Consider the following 15228-nt stretch of genomic DNA (forward strand, 5'->3'; position numbering starts at 1 on the left):
GGGGGCGAAGTCCCCTTAGCGACGTGACGCTGTGGCGTTCGGCTCGCCCGAACCCCAAGTCACCAAGAAAAATTTTGGATCGACCGAGATCCGATGCCCCATGCGACCGTCACCCGAATGGGCAGATCGGCGTGACTCTGGGCAGGGCATGAGACAAAGGACGGATCGCGGCTCGGAGAGACGCGACCAGGACTATTGGATCAGCACGCACAGAGGCGTGTCGTTCTGGGCGAAAGCCGGTCTGCCGGCTGAAGACTAGGGCGCGGTGACACGGCCAAAAAGGCCGGGGCAGGGGCCATGTGAAACGTCAGACGACTATGACCTTCACGTCACAAACTGACCCAACATGAAAACCCGGACCCTCGCGCCGGATACGGCAAAGAACCCATACACACCAAGCTTCTGCAAGGTAGCGAGGGGCAGCTTTTGAAGTTTCTTTAATTCACCTACAAGGGTTAGTACGACTAAAGCCACAAGCGCACAGCCTGCTCATCGGGGTTATCAAATGTATTCGCTGGATGAATTCAGAACACTCAAGGCGGGTTTCAGAGCCAAACTAAAGGCTCCAGCATCTAACGAACCGCTGATTTGCAATCTGCACGAATGCATGAACGCACCAGGGGCGATAGAAATTCGTTATGCGGACGGAACATCGGTGTCTCATGTTGCAGAGGCTTGTAATGTTGCTGCGATAGTGAATTCGGTGGATCGATTGTTGTCATTGCCAAGATCGACCGTAGCTTGCGAGGAACTTTCGGAGGTGTTGCTTCTTAGACTCGACGTTCTACGAGAGTATGTCCGGGATTTGATACCTTACGAGACGGACACTGAGGCTGCATCTGAAAAGCTAATTCGCGCTTGGGCGGGTTTTTTGAAACACCCACGAGGCTTTGTTCTCGCTCATAGATGTATAGTGGACTGGGCGGATTTTGAAGAAACCGTCGCACTCGACAACAGCGCTGTCATCGATTTTAGCGAGCTTCGCAGCATGAGGGACAAAGACCGCGAAAAGGATCGATTCAGGAATGCACCTGTTAGAGTGAGCCTACCCACTGTTGCCGAACTAGAGGAATTCTTCGAGGTTAGCTGTACGCGAATGAAGCAAGCGATTGTTGAATACGCCTAGATTGCCTTTTCGATCGATGACGTCCGTCAATCTGGAGCTAGGGGCGTTATGGACCTATCCGACTTCGCAGACGCCAAGGCGGTCTTTGGCCTCTGAGGTCTGAATGTTTGAACCGTTCGGGGGTTTTCTTGTATTTCGGCATCGGGCCCACTCTAGTGAGGTCGAATTTCGGCTGACACGGAAACCGGAGTGTAAGGCGGGCCGTGGGACCCGCCTAGTCGGTCGTTAGTCTTGGTTGCGTTCCATCGACCGTTTCACCGATTGGGTGATGTTGTCGAAGTCATCCGCTGCCATCGTGATCCCGTATTCGGTCCCGCCATCTGTGTTTTCCCATTGGGTCTGGCGGATGGTCCCGCGCGCGTGAACAATGTCGCCGGGCTTGACGTTTTCTTTCGCCCACTTGATGACGTTCTCGTTGAAGATTGTCACTTCGTTCCAGAAGGGGTTGGACTGGAACTCGCCCCGGTTGTCCTTGCGGCCATACTCGGCGGCGATGCTGACCCGAAGGGTGCTGCCGACTTCTTTGGTTTTGCCGACGCGGCCCATGATCTGAAATTCTGCAAAGGTTCTCATTGTGGTGTCTCCTTGGTGAGAGTGCTTCGATAAAAAACGGTCATGCCAGTGTTCGATGCGATCAAACGAAAAAGCGGAGGGTCCGAACGATATTATAATATTGTTAGCAATATTTTATATCGGTTGGAAGCCGTTTTTTTGTTTGAAGGGGAGGGCGGTAGCCCGTTCCGGTCGCTAAGAGAAGACTGAGCAATGTTCCGTTTGAGAAACACGTCCAAGGGGATACTTGGGAACCTGGCCGCTCAGTTTTTGAGGGCCGGATAGAACCAAAGTAGTTGGTGGCGAGCGCAATGACAGCAACGCTTACGGCAATCGCTAGGACAGCCGAGGCGAGACCCAACCCCTAGAAGGGACCGAGGATCTTCGGTAGAACCGAAACAGGCGAAAGGTCATGCGCTGACAACTCATGCGTGTGTGGCCGAAGACCCTGAAGGAAAACCGGCGGGGCGGGGGGATTGCGAGCAAGGTATGACAGACACCACCAATATTGAACGGCGAAACCCAACCGAAAACCGCCAAGGCGGCACATGGTGCGTTTTGGCGGTCGTGCTGTTGAACAGATCAGTGTTGCCAGTGGCAAGCAAAGCCGAACCCGTACGACCGGCCTCAATCTACGTCATAGATGGCGACACTTTGGACATTGAAGGACAACGCTTCCGCTTAGTGGGCTATGACACACCAGAAACCTACCACGCGAAATGTGACTTTGAGCTGGCGCTTGGCAATGCTGCGACCAAGCGAGTGCGCGACCTAGTTGCATCCGGCCAATTACTCGATCTGGTTATTTTACCAGGTCGGGACAGATATGACCGCGGGTTGGCGCGGTTTTCAATCGGCGGGAAAAACCTCGCAGATATTTTGACCGGCGAAGGTCTGGCCTGGGCATATCAGGGCGGGCGACGTCAGAGCTGGTGCTGATCCCGCGATAGCGGTTCCGCGCGAATAGCGCAGGCCCATTGTGGTGGGGTGACGCCCTGCCACAATGGGCAATTATTTTGAGGTGGTGGCCCTGCCAAAAGCGCTGATCAAGCCAAGAGCGAGGGTCCGACACATCCAGCGGGGCAGGCCGCGCTGCTGGTATCTGTGTAAAGAGACCCGATGTAGCACAGTATTCATTATCGCGATGGTCCCATACGAGAGTCTGCGGGAACACGAGGCAACGAGGCTTTGCACCGCGCCGACTTTTCACCAAGAACCTCAAAGCGAATAACATCATCGAAGAACAAGGGGTAGTCGTTTGCATCAAACGGCTTGTTTCTAGTCAAAAGGTCAGCGTTTTTGATCTTGTCGGCTTTATCCAGCGCACGGCTGACATGCTTGCCGGAAAAAGCCCGGCTCAATGTGCGTTGGAACATCTGTGCATGATCGTCGGGATCGGCGCGACCCTTGGCATCCAGATAGTAGGTTCGTGCGGTTGTGTTCTCTGAAACAGCAACAGGCTCACCGTCTATCGTCAACAAGTGAAAATTCACCACCATGACCTTCTTGTTCGCCAGATTAGGAACCGGAATATCGCCTTGAGCGAAGGGTGTAATCCGATTGAAAGCGATGCGATATCCAACTTGCTCAGTAGGGTCTAATACGTAGTTGCGCAGCTTAGGTTTTAGCTCGTGCAGGACCAAATGGCCTGCCTCGATTTCTGTAACGTTATCGTTCCAGAAATCCAAACCCTCAGCGTTGATCTCGCGAGGCGTTGCCCGCCGCACATTGATGCGCCCTTTGTCTGCGATTGTTGGCATGTCGGCGTCGTGGTCCAACATCGAGAACACCGCTTGCATCGCTTTGCGGCGACGGCGCTGATCGACCAGAGGTTCGTCGGATCGGATTTTTTCAAAGTCGGTATCGGACAGGGAAAACCCAATGAAAAGGGGAGGCGAAAAAACCTCAAACTCAAAGCGTCCGTGTGCTCCTTGCGCTAGGTCTGGCCACATGTCGCCCACTGTTTGCGCAAGATCAGCGACGTAGGACGGTGTCGGTAAGTGGCCTATTGCCCTCATAGACCGTATCAGTTCGACCGTGGCCTCGGAGCCGAGCACTACACGCGACATCAATCGTCACCTTCTTGGTTTTCAGGGATGGGATCGTCTGCCTCCCATGGATTGATAACGTCTAGCTGCGCCGCCTCGAACGGAGCAACGTCGCGGGTCGCCACTGCACATTTTCGCCAAGACGCGATGGCAGCGATCAGACCGTCTTGAAAGCCGATTGCCAGACCGTTGCGGCGTGCTTCCCCGATGATACGTCCGAAAAGCATGGCGGCACCCAGGTCAAAGGTCAAAGTGCGCCCTTTGAACAACTGCGCCATGTCCTGCAAGCGGCGGTCCAAATCGTCACGACGCTTGCCAGTGTCCAGCTTGTGAATACCCGCGCTGATTTCGGCAATCGTAACCGTGGTTACAAACAATGCGTCCTCGGCCTGCCGATTGATCCAACCCAAAACCAACGGGTCGGGTGCCGGTTTCATGACTTCTGAAACAACGTTGGTATCGAGAACGATCATTTCAGGTCAATCGGCTCGTAGGGGGTTTTGTCTCGCTCAAGGTCAATGCCGGTAAGGTCGGCATCACTCCAAAACGCAGCCATCCGGTCGCCAAAGCCAAGACCGGAATCTGGCAACAGAGAACTTTCGAGAATCTCGCGGGCAACCGATTCCGCGCTGCGGTGCAGCTTGTGTGCGCGGGCTTTCAACGCGCGGTGTGCTTCGGGGGCCAACTGGCGAACTAAAATCTGGGACACTGTAGGTCTCCTTTCCCTCAGATGATATCATTCCCGAGAAGTGATATCAAGCAAAAAGGACCCCGCCGTAGCGGAGCCAGTTGATCCTCACCACAAGGATATTTAGGGCAGGGCTCGCAAACGCCCTGCCACGTTGTCTAGGCCATGCCTTCGGGCAACCATTCAGCAATACGGTCGGCTTGCGCCTCTGTCAGTCCATACGCCTCTCGCACATCGCCATTTCCAAAGAGCGCTTCCAACTTTTCGGCCTTCTCACCCTTTTTGAGTTTGGCGAATGTCGTGGCGGTCGGATGATCCTCGTTGAGGTCCAACAGGTCGCGCCATTGCTGGGTCAGGTATGGCCCCCCGACACGGCCAAAGAAGTTCTCGGCATTCGGGGTGAAATTGTCACGAATATTGGTTTCAACCGCCTTGTCGATCACCTCGGCCAGATCGGCGTCCACCGTCAGCAGAGACGCAAGATGGCGGATGATTTCCTCCATGATGAACTCTGGACCCTTGGCCTTGTAGGCGCGAAACACACGAGCCATGTCACTGCCGTACTTGGCACAGGGGGTCGGCTTGGTCAGCCGCTCGTCCAAACCATAGCCCGACATTTCAGTTGTCGGGACGTTTGGCACCTCGTCTTTGCGCAAACCAAAGACGCGTGAGTAGCCAGATTTACCAGAGAGTTGGAAGGCAAAGAGTGCCAGCACCAATTCTGGATCGCGCAGGGCAGCATGTTGACGTGCCCCTGTTGTAATGCGTTCAAGATCAACCGCCAGTTTTTGCGAGATCGGGGATTTGGTCCCAGTGCTGCCTGCGTGGTTGGACTTGGCCAGAATGCCCGCTTCAATTGCGGCTTTCTTGTCTGCGCCCTTTACCAGACCTGCCTCAACCTGCAATGCACCACGATTGTCGATGTAGACCAAGACACCTGCATGGGCTTTTTGCGCGTCGGTAAACGACCCGTCCAAGACCGTTTGCAGATCATGCAGCCTGACGTGGCCCTCATCGCTCAAATCGTCAGCTTCGGCCAGTTCCGCCAAAGCCTCATATTCTTCGCTCTGCTCATCGGTTAGAGTGCCTCCTTCGGCGTAGATGCGGGACAGTTTCATCTCATCGATCTGATACCAGCCGATGTAGCTGTCACCGATGGACTCAGCCCATTTCCAGCCCTCGCCCTGCAATGTCGCCGCAGCTGCTTCCAATTTTTTACCGAACAATTCGTCCAAAATTGCAGGGTCATCGATAAGCGTTTCTTCGGCAAATAGATCGCTACCCGTGCGGCCCCCTGCCTCTTTGTAGGCATCAAGTCCAACAAACACGGCGCGGCGGTCACTGTCTTTCACGGCGTCAGGCTTGAGCATCTTTTTGATGCGGTGATCGCTTTCACCTTGGCTTCGGACCTGTTCGAGCACCTCCAAAGAGAGCTTTCCATCGTCGCTGATTGTGAAGGCGGCGGCGTTTGACAGGCTGATTTCGCCGTTGCGCAGGGCATCAATGACGGGATCGGGTAGATTGGCCAAGGCAAGGCGGCGGTAAACATGCGCCTCGGTGGCTCCATATGCCATTGCGATATCAGCCACGGTCGCCCCGCGCTTTTCCATTGCACCAAAGTCGCGGATTTCATCGGCGGGGTGCAAAGCTTCGCGCTGTGCGTTTTCGCTGGTGGCCCAAAACTGTGCCGTTTCCTGATCGGGTGCCATTTTGACGGTGATGGTCTGAAAGCGGGGATCGTCCTGCAATAGGGCCAAGGCGCGGTAGCGGCGTCCACCGACAACAACGCCGATACCACCTTTTTCGGCAAATCCTGCGATGTTCTGGATCAGTCCGTAGGCGCTAATGTTTTCCGCCAAGGAGAGAATACTGGCCTCATTGACGACACTGCGCGGGTTCAGATCAGAGATATGCAGGTCGGCAAAAGGGATTTCTTGAAGTGTTGCGGTGATTTGAGATTGGTCATTCATAGGTTCATTCCTTGATTTTCTTTGATGAGATTGGTAGGGATGCCCCACCCCGTGAGGGGTGAGGCGAGGGGGCTTAGGCCCCAACGTTGGTTTTCAAAAAGGCGAGGCCGATCTTGGCGGAGAGACCTCCCTTTTTGATAAGTTGAACGGCTTCTTGGCGCAGTTCATGCAATCGTTGCTTTGGCATATGTTCACCTCCTTTCCGGCGCGGGTTGCGCCTTTTGGAACCGCCCCGAAGGGCGATCTCACTTAGTATTCGGATGCATGTAGGACGGTCAGAACCCGCCGCGTCACAGCTACGTTGGCGGGGTCGTCGCTGCCCATGCAGTAGTCCCTATCGTAGAGGTCGATTTTCCAGAAAATGCTGTAGGTATTGCCAGCAATTTCGAACTCGAAGGCCCCAAAGGTGTGATCGCCGTAGGGGTCGTTATCCTCGTTAAAGACCGAGAACGTCTGAACCCGCTGCATGATGATGGCTTTGGCTGCTGGTGACAGGTCTGCCACGCCGCGCGTCATCACGATCTGGCCGGGAACGCTGAAATCTGCGCCCCAAGTGGTGCGAAATCGGTCGTTTTGCTCGGCGATTGCTAGGGCCGTCGCGCTGAATGTTTGTTGCTCGGTCATGACGCTCACCACCAGCACGAATAAACAACGGTTTGACCGTTGGTGATTACATCTTTCGCCCATGCGCAGAATGCGAGGTCTTGGGCTGCGTTTTCGTCAGCGGCTTCATCTTGAAATTGATGCCCAAAGAAGAACCCGCCATCGGATTTTGGAAGGGCCTTTTGTTTGACAAGTGCCTCTAAGGTGTCGATGTCTGCTGCCTCTAGCACCAGTTCTGCGCAGTTCAGCTTGTCGGCTGATTGACCAGTTTTGGCGGTAAAGAGCGTCTCTGCCCAAGCTTGCAGCTTGGAATGTTTGCGCCATACGAAATCGGCGGCGCGGTCGTCGTCAGCGCCATCGTCGTGTTTGATATATGCGTATTGATCGAGGCCCATGGGCTTACTCCTTTGTGGTGTGGATGGGGTCTTTGCCCCTTTGGTCGTCTGGTTTTGAGAAAAAGCCCTTTAGGGCGTCGTCTCTAAAACCTGACCCACTGGCGAAGTGCCGGAGTGAGCAAATGCATACCCGAAAAGCGCAAAAGTGGTGCGGCCCGCAGGCGCCAGCCGAGGACACGGTTTTGCTCTTTTGGGGTTGCGTGCGCGAGAACCCAGCGGGTTCTAAAGCAATCGTCCTGGAGCGGCGTATCGCGCTTGCGCGAACCCCGAAAGGACCATGAAATCAGGATCGGGCGAGATCCGATGCACCAGCGATCGTGACCCGCAGGGCAGATCAGCCCATACCAAGACATGCATGAAACAAGGGAAGCCTGCGGCTCGGTGACGAGACGCAGGCCTGACGATTGGATCAGCGTGAATTGGTGGGGGATGTTCTGGGTGCAAGCCGCTCTGCCGGCTGGAACCTGAGACGCGCGGTGACCCGGCCATCGGGCGGGGCAGGGGCCACGTAAACCGTAGTCTTCAAAGGCAGTTTATCAAAAAGGAGCCTTCAATACCCCATTTCCATCGCAAGGTTGCGCTCTTGTTGAGCTCTTAGTTCGTCCAAGGAAACATTTATCTGAGAGAATTCCAGATGATACATCGGCATCTGCCAGCTGTTATACAAACAACTGACTTGATCCTGTTGGGCGTGCTTTGCGATCACCCCGGCTTTCTCGCAAGCAACCAACATTTCTTCAACTCTAGCCTTCGCATCATGCCAGGTTTCTTCCTCGCGGAAATCTGTCTTACTCCACGCATCCGACATGATGCCCAGGCCTTCGCGCGTAAAAAGGCCAAAATCACGCAAGGCTACACAGACTTGCCAAGGCCGTGGCGCGCTGCATTCGCCAAGAAAGTCGAAGGGTAGGTCAGAATTGCGATGCATCTCGTTTGGGTCATGCCAATGCAAGGTGCCGTCGTCATGACATATGATATCGGCGTACATGTCGCTTTCTCGCTGAAATACCTCGTGGTTTGGCAGAATGTACTCACCAATCGCACCTTCCAGATAGTGGGAGGGGCGGCGCGTATCGATGTAGTCCTGGAGTTGTTGAACGCTCATTGGCTTCCAGCTTTGGGCCTCAACATAGATCAAGCGCGCCAGATGGTTGTAAAACCACTTGATCATCGCGCTCGTCTTTGAAGCACGCAAACGATTGGGACATCTGACCAAATCGACCAAAATGAGTATTTTGGCGATTTCTTCTGAAGCATTCCGGCTCAGGATTGCCGCACTGCGCGGATGATCCGAGAGTTCTTTTGCCGCATCTAACAGGCTTTGAACACTGCCCATGAGGGCAGGGAGGCCCTCGCAGATCAGGTCCAGTTGCTGATCAAGCGATAAGTTCGCGAGGGCCGCTGCGCGGCGCATGCCGATGTGTCGCGCGTTTTGAATATCAGGCATTGCGACCCCTGAGCAGTTCGTCCGGTCCTATATCAATTAGGTGGTACAGCTTGGTGTCGCTGAGCGTCATTTGGTCCATGTGGCGCAGATCATTCATCGCTCAGCCCGACAACGCGCGTATGGTCGCAATTGGCATGAAGAGACGCAGGGGTTGGTCCGGCAGCGGAATAAAGCCAAAGTCTTCGTAGTATGATTTGCGCCGGGCGACTGCTGCGGCCTCTCCATCATCAAAAACGTCAAGCATAACGACACAGGTGCCGATATCGTCTGATGCCCGTGCGATCCGGCTCAAAGCGTCTGCCACAAGAGCACTGCCGATGCCGTTGCCCTGCTGGTTTGCGTCAACACCGATCATTGCGATGAAGGCGGCCGGTAGCATGCCGTGGTTCATCGCCCGTTTTGCGTAGGCGGGGGGCATGTCTTTGACATCAACGGAATGCATATTGATGCCGTAGAAGCCGACAATCTGGCTTTTGGCGTCTATGACAACCCAGACCCTGACAACATCTGCCTTGCTGCCTTTTTTGGCGGTCAGCTTGAGATAGTTGTCAATTTGTGGGACGCCACAAGAAAAAGCCGCTCGATCATGAACTTTGTGATCGAACGGCTGGATTTCAAATGGAGGTTGGTCTGCTGGGTCAGTCGGCATTCGCAATCAGTTTCTTTCGCAATGCGAAAGCATTCGCCAGTCGCTTGGTTGGTTTGGGTGGGTTTTCCAGAGCATCAAAGAATGCGTTTCTGTCCGCCTCGCTCTCTACCACGGTGATCGCATGGGCCTCAATGGTAGATCGTGCCGCACTATAGGCTGCACTGACCACAAAAGCACTGATGTCCACGCCATTTAGGGTCGCGGCTCGGAGAATGTCAGCTTTTACACTGGGTTGCGTGCGTGATTCCAGACGAGCGCTCTTGGGCTCGTTGACAGCACTTGTCGTGTCTTGAAACGCCAACATTATAGTCTCCTTTCAGCAAACGGTTCACGGGAAAGGACATCTTAAGGCCTCTCGTTGGATCCTACGTACGGCAAATAGGCGTACGTGTCAAGTGTACGGCAAATTACCGTACGCTGTGTCCAAACTAAATGCTTCATCACCACAGCTTTCTAAGCAATTCATCGTTGGCAACCAGCAGTACACTGGTTTGGATCACTCAGTCCATGAAGGGTTGGTGTTATATATGGGTTATTTATATGGGTTACGAATCTAAAAACTCACATTCATTATTTAAAAACAATGGCTTACAAAAACTTTAGTGGGTGATAGGCCAACAAGTGGTGGGTGATAAGCCAAGATTCGGTGTGTCACAGGCCAATGATGTAATGCCTTATTACACCGATGACTGAGCGTTGGCTTGGTGGGCGATAAGCCAATAAAAATTGACTCTTGGTGGGCGATAAGCCAAGGGATTGACGCGGTGTGTGATAAGCCAATAGTGTGTGATAAGCCAATGAGGGTGCGAATCGGTGGGTGATAGGACAATCAAATGAGAGCGGTGGGTGATAAGCCAACGAAGCGTCTAGCCAATCCGCTGCTACCAGACCGGTTTCAGCAGCCGGATCTGTTCATCTGCGACATCTTTGATGCAGCTCCTAAGAGCGACATGGCTGGAATGGAGCACCCTGTGTTCTCCATCTCAAAGAAGCCAGACCATCAAACGCGACGCTATGAGAACAACGATAACTTCATCGAAATCACGCCCTCCGCCAAGGGTATGGCGACGGTGTTTGATCGCGATATCCTAATTTTCTGCATCTCTCAGCTGATCGCTGCTTTGAATGACGGCAAGGAGGTATCCAAGACAGTCAGCTTCAAAATCATCGACTACCTCGTGGCCACGGGCAAGCCGGTAGGGGGCAGTGCGTATATACGCGCAGAAGATGCTCTTGAGCGGCTGCGTGGCACATCGATCAAGACCAATATCGTCACGGGCTCTGAGCGGCAGTGGCAAGTGTTTGGATTGGTCGATAGCGCCAAAACTATCCGTCGCAATAGTGATGGCGCTCTTCAGGATGTGCAGGTCACATTGTCGGATTGGGTTTTTAACGCCATCCAGGCCAAGGAAGTTTTGACGATCAGCCGGGACTATTTCAGACTGAAAAAGCCTTTAGAGCGGCGCATGTATGAAATTGCGCGCAAACATTGCGGAAAATCAGCTGAATGGCGCATCGGGTTAGAAAAACTGCATCTCAAATGCGGTTCACATTCTTCAGCAAAAGAGTTCAAGCGTTTGGTGACCAACATCATCTCCGACAGCGCAGAACATGGCCATTTTCCAGATTATATCCCCTCGCTTGAGGGCAACATCGTTGTGTTTCGAAGCAAAGGGACCGTCCCGGTCCCGATGGTGGAGGTATTCGAGGGCAGGCTAGACCCTGAAGCCTACCACGATGCTCGAACGGCCGCCCCTGGTTGGGATGTGCGCATGATCGAGCGCGAGTGGCGTGCCTGGTGCGGCAAGGAAGAGATCGAACCCAAACACCCGGCAAAGCACTTTGTGAAGTTCTGTCAAAGTTGGTTCGAAAAGCGCGGCAAACCATAGCCGTCAGGTGGGGTCCTCTGACGCAGCTTGCGAAAACCTAACGACCAAGGGCAACCAACAAAAACGCCGGAAATTATCCCTTTTCGAAAAACCCCGGATGATCTTGTTGAAGCCCAAATGTCACGACGCGCTGACCATATCGACGGTTCAAACGATCGACAGCTTGGGCCAATTTCTCGTCACGATTCTTCCGACCTGGCTCCATAGGCAAAAACAACTCCCCGGAACGGTCTGCAAGTGCAATGACGTCGCCCAAATGGACGCCAACAGAAAGAATGACAACGCCCGACCTAAGCGGCAAACCGTTCCACAAAGTTTGGAATATCGACAAAAACAGGCGCGTGTCCTGACTCGCATTGCACGACTGTTTGCGCGACCATCCCCGGTCATCAGAACAGCGAATGAATAGGGACAATCGCCGCGCACAAAACCCGTCCCGTCTCATCCGTGCTACAGCTTTTTCAATCAACCAACGCCCCACGAGCATTGCCGCGTGGGGCGGACGATAGTGGGGCGCGAGAACCTTCGAATTGCCGTATCCGTTCCGCACGGTCGGCAACAAAGGAATATCCATGCCTTGCAAGGCCCGGACGAACCGTTCGCCTTCAACGGATCCCCAAATCAAGCGGGCGTGGCGCGGGTCGAGCGCATAGAGCTCAGGAATACCCCAGATCGCTGCGCGAGAAAGCCGGGCTTTGATGCCGTGAGAAATACCCGGCAGATCGTCAAGCTTCAGGTGTGCGATACGGTCAGGCATGTTGTCGGGTGAAAGCCATTGCAGGCCGTCGGGTTTTTCAAGCTTGCCAGCGATCTTTGCGAGAAGATGGTTTGGTCCAATGCCGATGGAGCATCGCAGTTCGGATCCGACGCGACTGCGGATGGCGGCCTTGATTTGTCGGCCGAGGTCCAGCGCAGCGGCCAGCTCTGCCGTTTGCCCACCCAGGGCAACCTGAAACTCATCGACAGAGCGGATGGCTTCGAGTTCAGCCAGTTCGTCCACCACGGCGGCGATTTTCTGGTTCACGCGGACATAGAGGCGATGGCGGCTTGAGCGGAAAACGATGTCTGGACACATGCGGCGGGCCTCAAACACGCGCGTTCCGGTTTTGACGCCAAACGATTTCGCCTCATAAGAGGCGGCAACGCAGGCCCCGGATTCGGCGCTGATTGCGGTGATACCGACAGGCTTTCCGCGCAGCGCCGGATCTTCCTGCTGCTCTACGCTCGCAAAAAAGCTATTCATATCAATGTATAATGAGCGCATCAGCGTCATGTAGGGATTTCCCGATTGTAAGAAGAGGACAAATGTTCTTATTTTGTTCTCATGGCGGAACGCAAGGATCATCTTCGAAATGTCGCCTTTGGTGGCGACTGGTCAGAGGAAATTCTGATCGTGGATGAGTTGCGCCGAGTGCTTGGCCTGGTCGAGACGGCCGCTGCTGAATGCGCAGTCAGGGATGTAGAAAGTGAAGAACTTTTGGCGGCCTTGCTCTATGTTCGTCAGAACATAGAAAAGGGGCCGATGCTCTGCGGCGCATTTTTCAAAGCCCTTCGGATCGAAAACCAGACCCTCCGCAAATCTGAAGCAACGCGCGTGGCGAAGATGATCCGGAGGTGGGCCGGACTATAGGACAGACCGATGTGCAATTTGTATGCCAATATTGCGACCGCTGAGGCCATGCGCCGACTTTTTCAGATTGAATCCGAACAGGACCACCTCGGGAATGCGCCGTCCCGGCCAAGTATCCACCCGAACTATCCGGCGCCGGTCGTGCGGCAGGTGGAGAACGTTGGGCGCGAGCTGGTGGAAATGAATTGGGGATTTTTGACCCCAAATTTTTCCAAACGTGATGGATCTCCGATCAAGCCTCGCGCTTGGAATAATGCGAGAGACGACAGCATTTTCGGGAAGGCGACGGGACTGTGGAAAGACAGCTTTTTGCACCGCCGTTGTTTGGTTCCAGCAACGAGCTTCAACGAGACGAAAGGGAAAAAGCCTGCTGAGGATTTCTGGTTCGGCATGGCGGCGGATAACGCGGATGCGCGACCAATCTTTGCGATAGCCGGACTTTGGCGCATCGAGCGTGAAGAATTGCGCGGGGAGGGCGAAACAGGCCTGCGGCATACGATGGTGACAACAGCGGCGAATGATTTGGTACGGCCTATCCATGCGAAAGGACGGATGCCGGTGGTCCTCGACCCTGCGGACTACAAAATTTGGCTGACAGGCTCGCCAGAGCAAGCACGGGCGCTTCTCAGACCGTTCTCGTCGACACAGATGCGTATCGTCAGGCACGGGATCAACGAGAAACGCGATCTGCCGACCGAATTTGGGGGGCAAACCCCCTAAATCGGGCGGTTTGCAGGGGCTGGTTGAAACAGCACTGCGCGAGATATTCTGTCCGGACAAGCGCATTACAGACCACGCCGCCGCGCAAGCCCAATGAGGCTTCCGACCAGGTTCAGCTTGCCGGATTTGTGGCGGGCGGTCATGGCACGCAGCGCCCCGCCCGGATTGCGAACCGGCGTTGTTGGGTGACTTCTGTTGGCATCGATCAGCAAGACGCAAAGGGCTGCCCCCACATCGCCCATGAGGTTGACGGCCTTGATCCAGGCGTCGTGATTGATGCCGAGCGGATGAATGATCCGGGTCGCTGCGTCGATGATGTGAAGTTCACGAAGGGTGGGGATTTCACCCTGACAGGCCAGAATGTAAGCCTGCATGTCGCTACTGGCGAGCTTGAAAATGCGCTCTGGGGTCAACTGGGTGATAAATTGGGTATTGCGCGCTGCACTCTCAGCCCCACACTTATTTTCTAAGCAACCTTCGGGGCCAATAGGCTCCGAACAAATAAGTTCAGTGTGCGCGGGCTTGCCCGTGCTCCCTTTATCTACGTTGGCGTTACAGATTACAGATAAGTTATCTTGGTTGTTCTCTTGTATAAAGCACGGGAAGTTTTCTGCCGCTTTAGCGGTAGAATCTCGACGTGTTTCAAAGAAATCATCCAAGGTTGTGCACAGGGCCTGCGCCTCTGAAATGTGGTGCTCAAGCGCCCCAATCTGCATGTTCGCGAGACGGGAGGCCTCGGGCCAAGCGTCGAACACCTCAATGATGCTCAAGAGGCGGGGATGGGCCAGGGAGGAATCTGTGGCGTCTCTCAGGTGGCGTTTAATGTGGCGAACGTATGTGCTGCGACGGTTGCGCAGCTCTTTCCGGCGCAGTCTCTCAGCCGCCACCTGCTCTTTTAGGTGCATAAGATCGGGAACCAAGGCTATCAATCTGGAAAAAACGATGCCGCAACCGCCAAACGGTGAACGGGATCCGTTGCCCTTCACGCGTTTCTCGATCAGGCCCGCGGCTTCAAGAGCGGCCTCGTCGTCGTAGAGGGCGCGACGAGTCTTGTTGAGGGCTTCGGCGGTTTGGTCCTGGGGTGCAAAATACACCGGCTCGCGATCTGGCCTTGTCCAGTCACCCGGAGCGGTCTGCTTCATCATGTAAAGCAGTGCGTGCAGGCGACCTCCGCGCAGCCCGAGGGCAGGGGCCAGTTCTATAAGAAGCTGCTCAACGGAAAATCGTTGATGCCCTTGAGGTAGTGTCGGGAAAGTCCTGTCAGTCATTGTTCTGTCCTTGCTCGTTCGTGAAGCAAGGCGGCGGCGGGCAAATCTTTATCATTCGCACAAATGCGTTTTTTGTTGCCAGCTCGAAGAGGGGGTGGTAAAACCGAGATCAACAGCTTTGATGATCTACTGAAGAATTGGCGTTCTTTGGTTTCAGAACCCCCCCGTTAGGTTTCCGCCTTGCGGGGGTTTCTATTTTCTAGAGTTCATTTCCTCCTTTCATCCTGTCGAACCTAGCACACA

At 54.5% G+C, this 15228-nt stretch carries 17 protein-coding genes; 5 read left to right on the plus strand and 12 right to left on the minus strand.

Annotated elements, in window-relative coordinates; genetic code table 11:
* Positions 1-505: 505 nt before the first annotated feature.
* Positions 506-1126, plus strand: coding sequence for a hypothetical protein (locus GGE09_RS21020; protein WP_188678594.1), 621 nt, complete (start codon positions 506-508; stop codon positions 1124-1126).
* A gap of 225 nt (positions 1127-1351) precedes the next feature.
* On the opposite strand, the gene GGE09_RS21025 is transcribed toward GGE09_RS21020, so the two are convergent.
* Positions 1352-1699, minus strand: coding sequence for a single-stranded DNA-binding protein (locus tag GGE09_RS21025; protein WP_188678593.1), 348 nt, complete (start codon positions 1697-1699; stop codon positions 1352-1354).
* A gap of 468 nt (positions 1700-2167) precedes the next feature.
* On the opposite strand from GGE09_RS21025, the gene GGE09_RS21030 reads away from it, so the two are divergent.
* Positions 2168-2617: a thermonuclease family protein gene (locus tag GGE09_RS21030; protein ID WP_188678592.1), complete on the plus strand. Its 450-nt coding sequence runs from the start codon at positions 2168-2170 to the stop codon at positions 2615-2617.
* A 197-nt stretch (positions 2618-2814) separates the two neighbouring features.
* Here GGE09_RS21030 and GGE09_RS21035 read toward each other — a convergent pair whose 3' ends face one another.
* The 9 genes from GGE09_RS21035 to GGE09_RS21075 form a co-directional block, all read right to left on the minus strand.
* Complete coding sequence (locus GGE09_RS21035; protein ID WP_188678591.1) at positions 2815-3747, minus strand: hypothetical protein; 933 nt, start codon at positions 3745-3747, stop codon at positions 2815-2817.
* A complete protein-coding gene (locus GGE09_RS21040) occupies positions 3747-4199 on the minus strand; it encodes a type II toxin-antitoxin system VapC family toxin (protein ID WP_188678588.1) in 453 nt (150 codons plus the stop codon). Before GGE09_RS21040 ends, GGE09_RS21035 begins: the two co-directional genes overlap by 1 nt.
* Positions 4196-4435, minus strand: a complete 240-nt coding sequence (locus GGE09_RS21045; protein WP_188678586.1) for a FitA-like ribbon-helix-helix domain-containing protein — start codon at positions 4433-4435, stop codon at positions 4196-4198. Before GGE09_RS21045 ends, GGE09_RS21040 begins: the two co-directional genes overlap by 4 nt.
* Positions 4436-4572: 137 nt before the next feature.
* Positions 4573-6384 carry a ParB N-terminal domain-containing protein gene (locus GGE09_RS21050; RefSeq protein WP_188678584.1) on the minus strand — a complete coding sequence of 604 codons (1812 nt, stop codon included), beginning with the start codon at positions 6382-6384 and terminating at the stop codon, positions 4573-4575.
* A gap of 249 nt (positions 6385-6633) precedes the next feature.
* Positions 6634-7008 carry a DUF3768 domain-containing protein gene (locus tag GGE09_RS21055; protein ID WP_309748124.1) on the minus strand — a complete coding sequence of 125 codons (375 nt, stop codon included), beginning with the start codon at positions 7006-7008 and terminating at the stop codon, positions 6634-6636.
* Between the two features lie 5 nt (positions 7009-7013).
* Positions 7014-7382 carry a phosphoglycerate kinase gene (locus GGE09_RS21060; protein ID WP_188678759.1) on the minus strand — a complete coding sequence of 123 codons (369 nt, stop codon included), beginning with the start codon at positions 7380-7382 and terminating at the stop codon, positions 7014-7016.
* 550 nt (positions 7383-7932) lie between these two features.
* Positions 7933-8829, minus strand: a complete 897-nt coding sequence (locus GGE09_RS21065; protein WP_188678758.1) for a hypothetical protein — start codon at positions 8827-8829, stop codon at positions 7933-7935.
* A 100-nt stretch (positions 8830-8929) separates the two neighbouring features.
* Complete coding sequence (locus tag GGE09_RS21070) at positions 8930-9478, minus strand: GNAT family N-acetyltransferase (RefSeq protein WP_188678756.1); 549 nt, start codon at positions 9476-9478, stop codon at positions 8930-8932.
* Entirely contained in the window at positions 9468-9782 is a 315-nt protein-coding gene (locus tag GGE09_RS21075) for a DUF1778 domain-containing protein (protein ID WP_188678754.1), read from the minus strand. The genes GGE09_RS21070 and GGE09_RS21075 overlap by 11 nt, the downstream gene beginning before the upstream one ends.
* Before the next feature lie 529 nt (positions 9783-10311).
* Here GGE09_RS21075 and GGE09_RS21080 point away from each other — a divergent pair.
* Positions 10312-11367, plus strand: a complete 1056-nt coding sequence (locus GGE09_RS21080) for a replication initiator protein A (RefSeq protein ID WP_188678753.1) — start codon at positions 10312-10314, stop codon at positions 11365-11367.
* Between the two features lie 73 nt (positions 11368-11440).
* Here the strand turns inward: GGE09_RS21080 and GGE09_RS21085 are convergent, their stop codons facing one another.
* Positions 11441-12712 (minus strand): UMUC-like DNA-repair protein, encoded by a 1272-nt coding sequence (locus tag GGE09_RS21085; RefSeq protein ID WP_309748125.1) that lies wholly within the window; start codon positions 12710-12712, stop codon positions 11441-11443.
* Here GGE09_RS21085 and GGE09_RS21090 point away from each other — a divergent pair.
* The gene (locus GGE09_RS21090; RefSeq protein WP_309748126.1) at positions 12692-12997 is read left to right on the plus strand and encodes a hypothetical protein; all 306 of its coding nucleotides are present in this window, start codon (positions 12692-12694) and stop codon (positions 12995-12997) included. The two genes, GGE09_RS21085 and GGE09_RS21090, sit on opposite strands and share 21 nt — an antisense overlap.
* Before the next feature lie 9 nt (positions 12998-13006).
* A complete protein-coding gene (locus GGE09_RS21095; protein WP_188678751.1) occupies positions 13007-13717 on the plus strand; it encodes an SOS response-associated peptidase in 711 nt (236 codons plus the stop codon).
* Between the two features lie 65 nt (positions 13718-13782).
* On the opposite strand, the gene repC is transcribed toward GGE09_RS21095, so the two are convergent.
* Positions 13783-14985 carry a replication initiation protein RepC gene (gene repC, locus GGE09_RS21100; RefSeq protein WP_188678750.1) on the minus strand — a complete coding sequence of 401 codons (1203 nt, stop codon included), beginning with the start codon at positions 14983-14985 and terminating at the stop codon, positions 13783-13785.
* Positions 14986-15228: the final 243 nt, after the last annotated feature.

The sequence above is a fragment of the Roseobacter sp. N2S genome, assembly GCF_031454055.1.
In the GTDB taxonomy this organism is placed as follows: Bacteria; Pseudomonadota; Alphaproteobacteria; order Rhodobacterales; family Rhodobacteraceae; genus Amylibacter.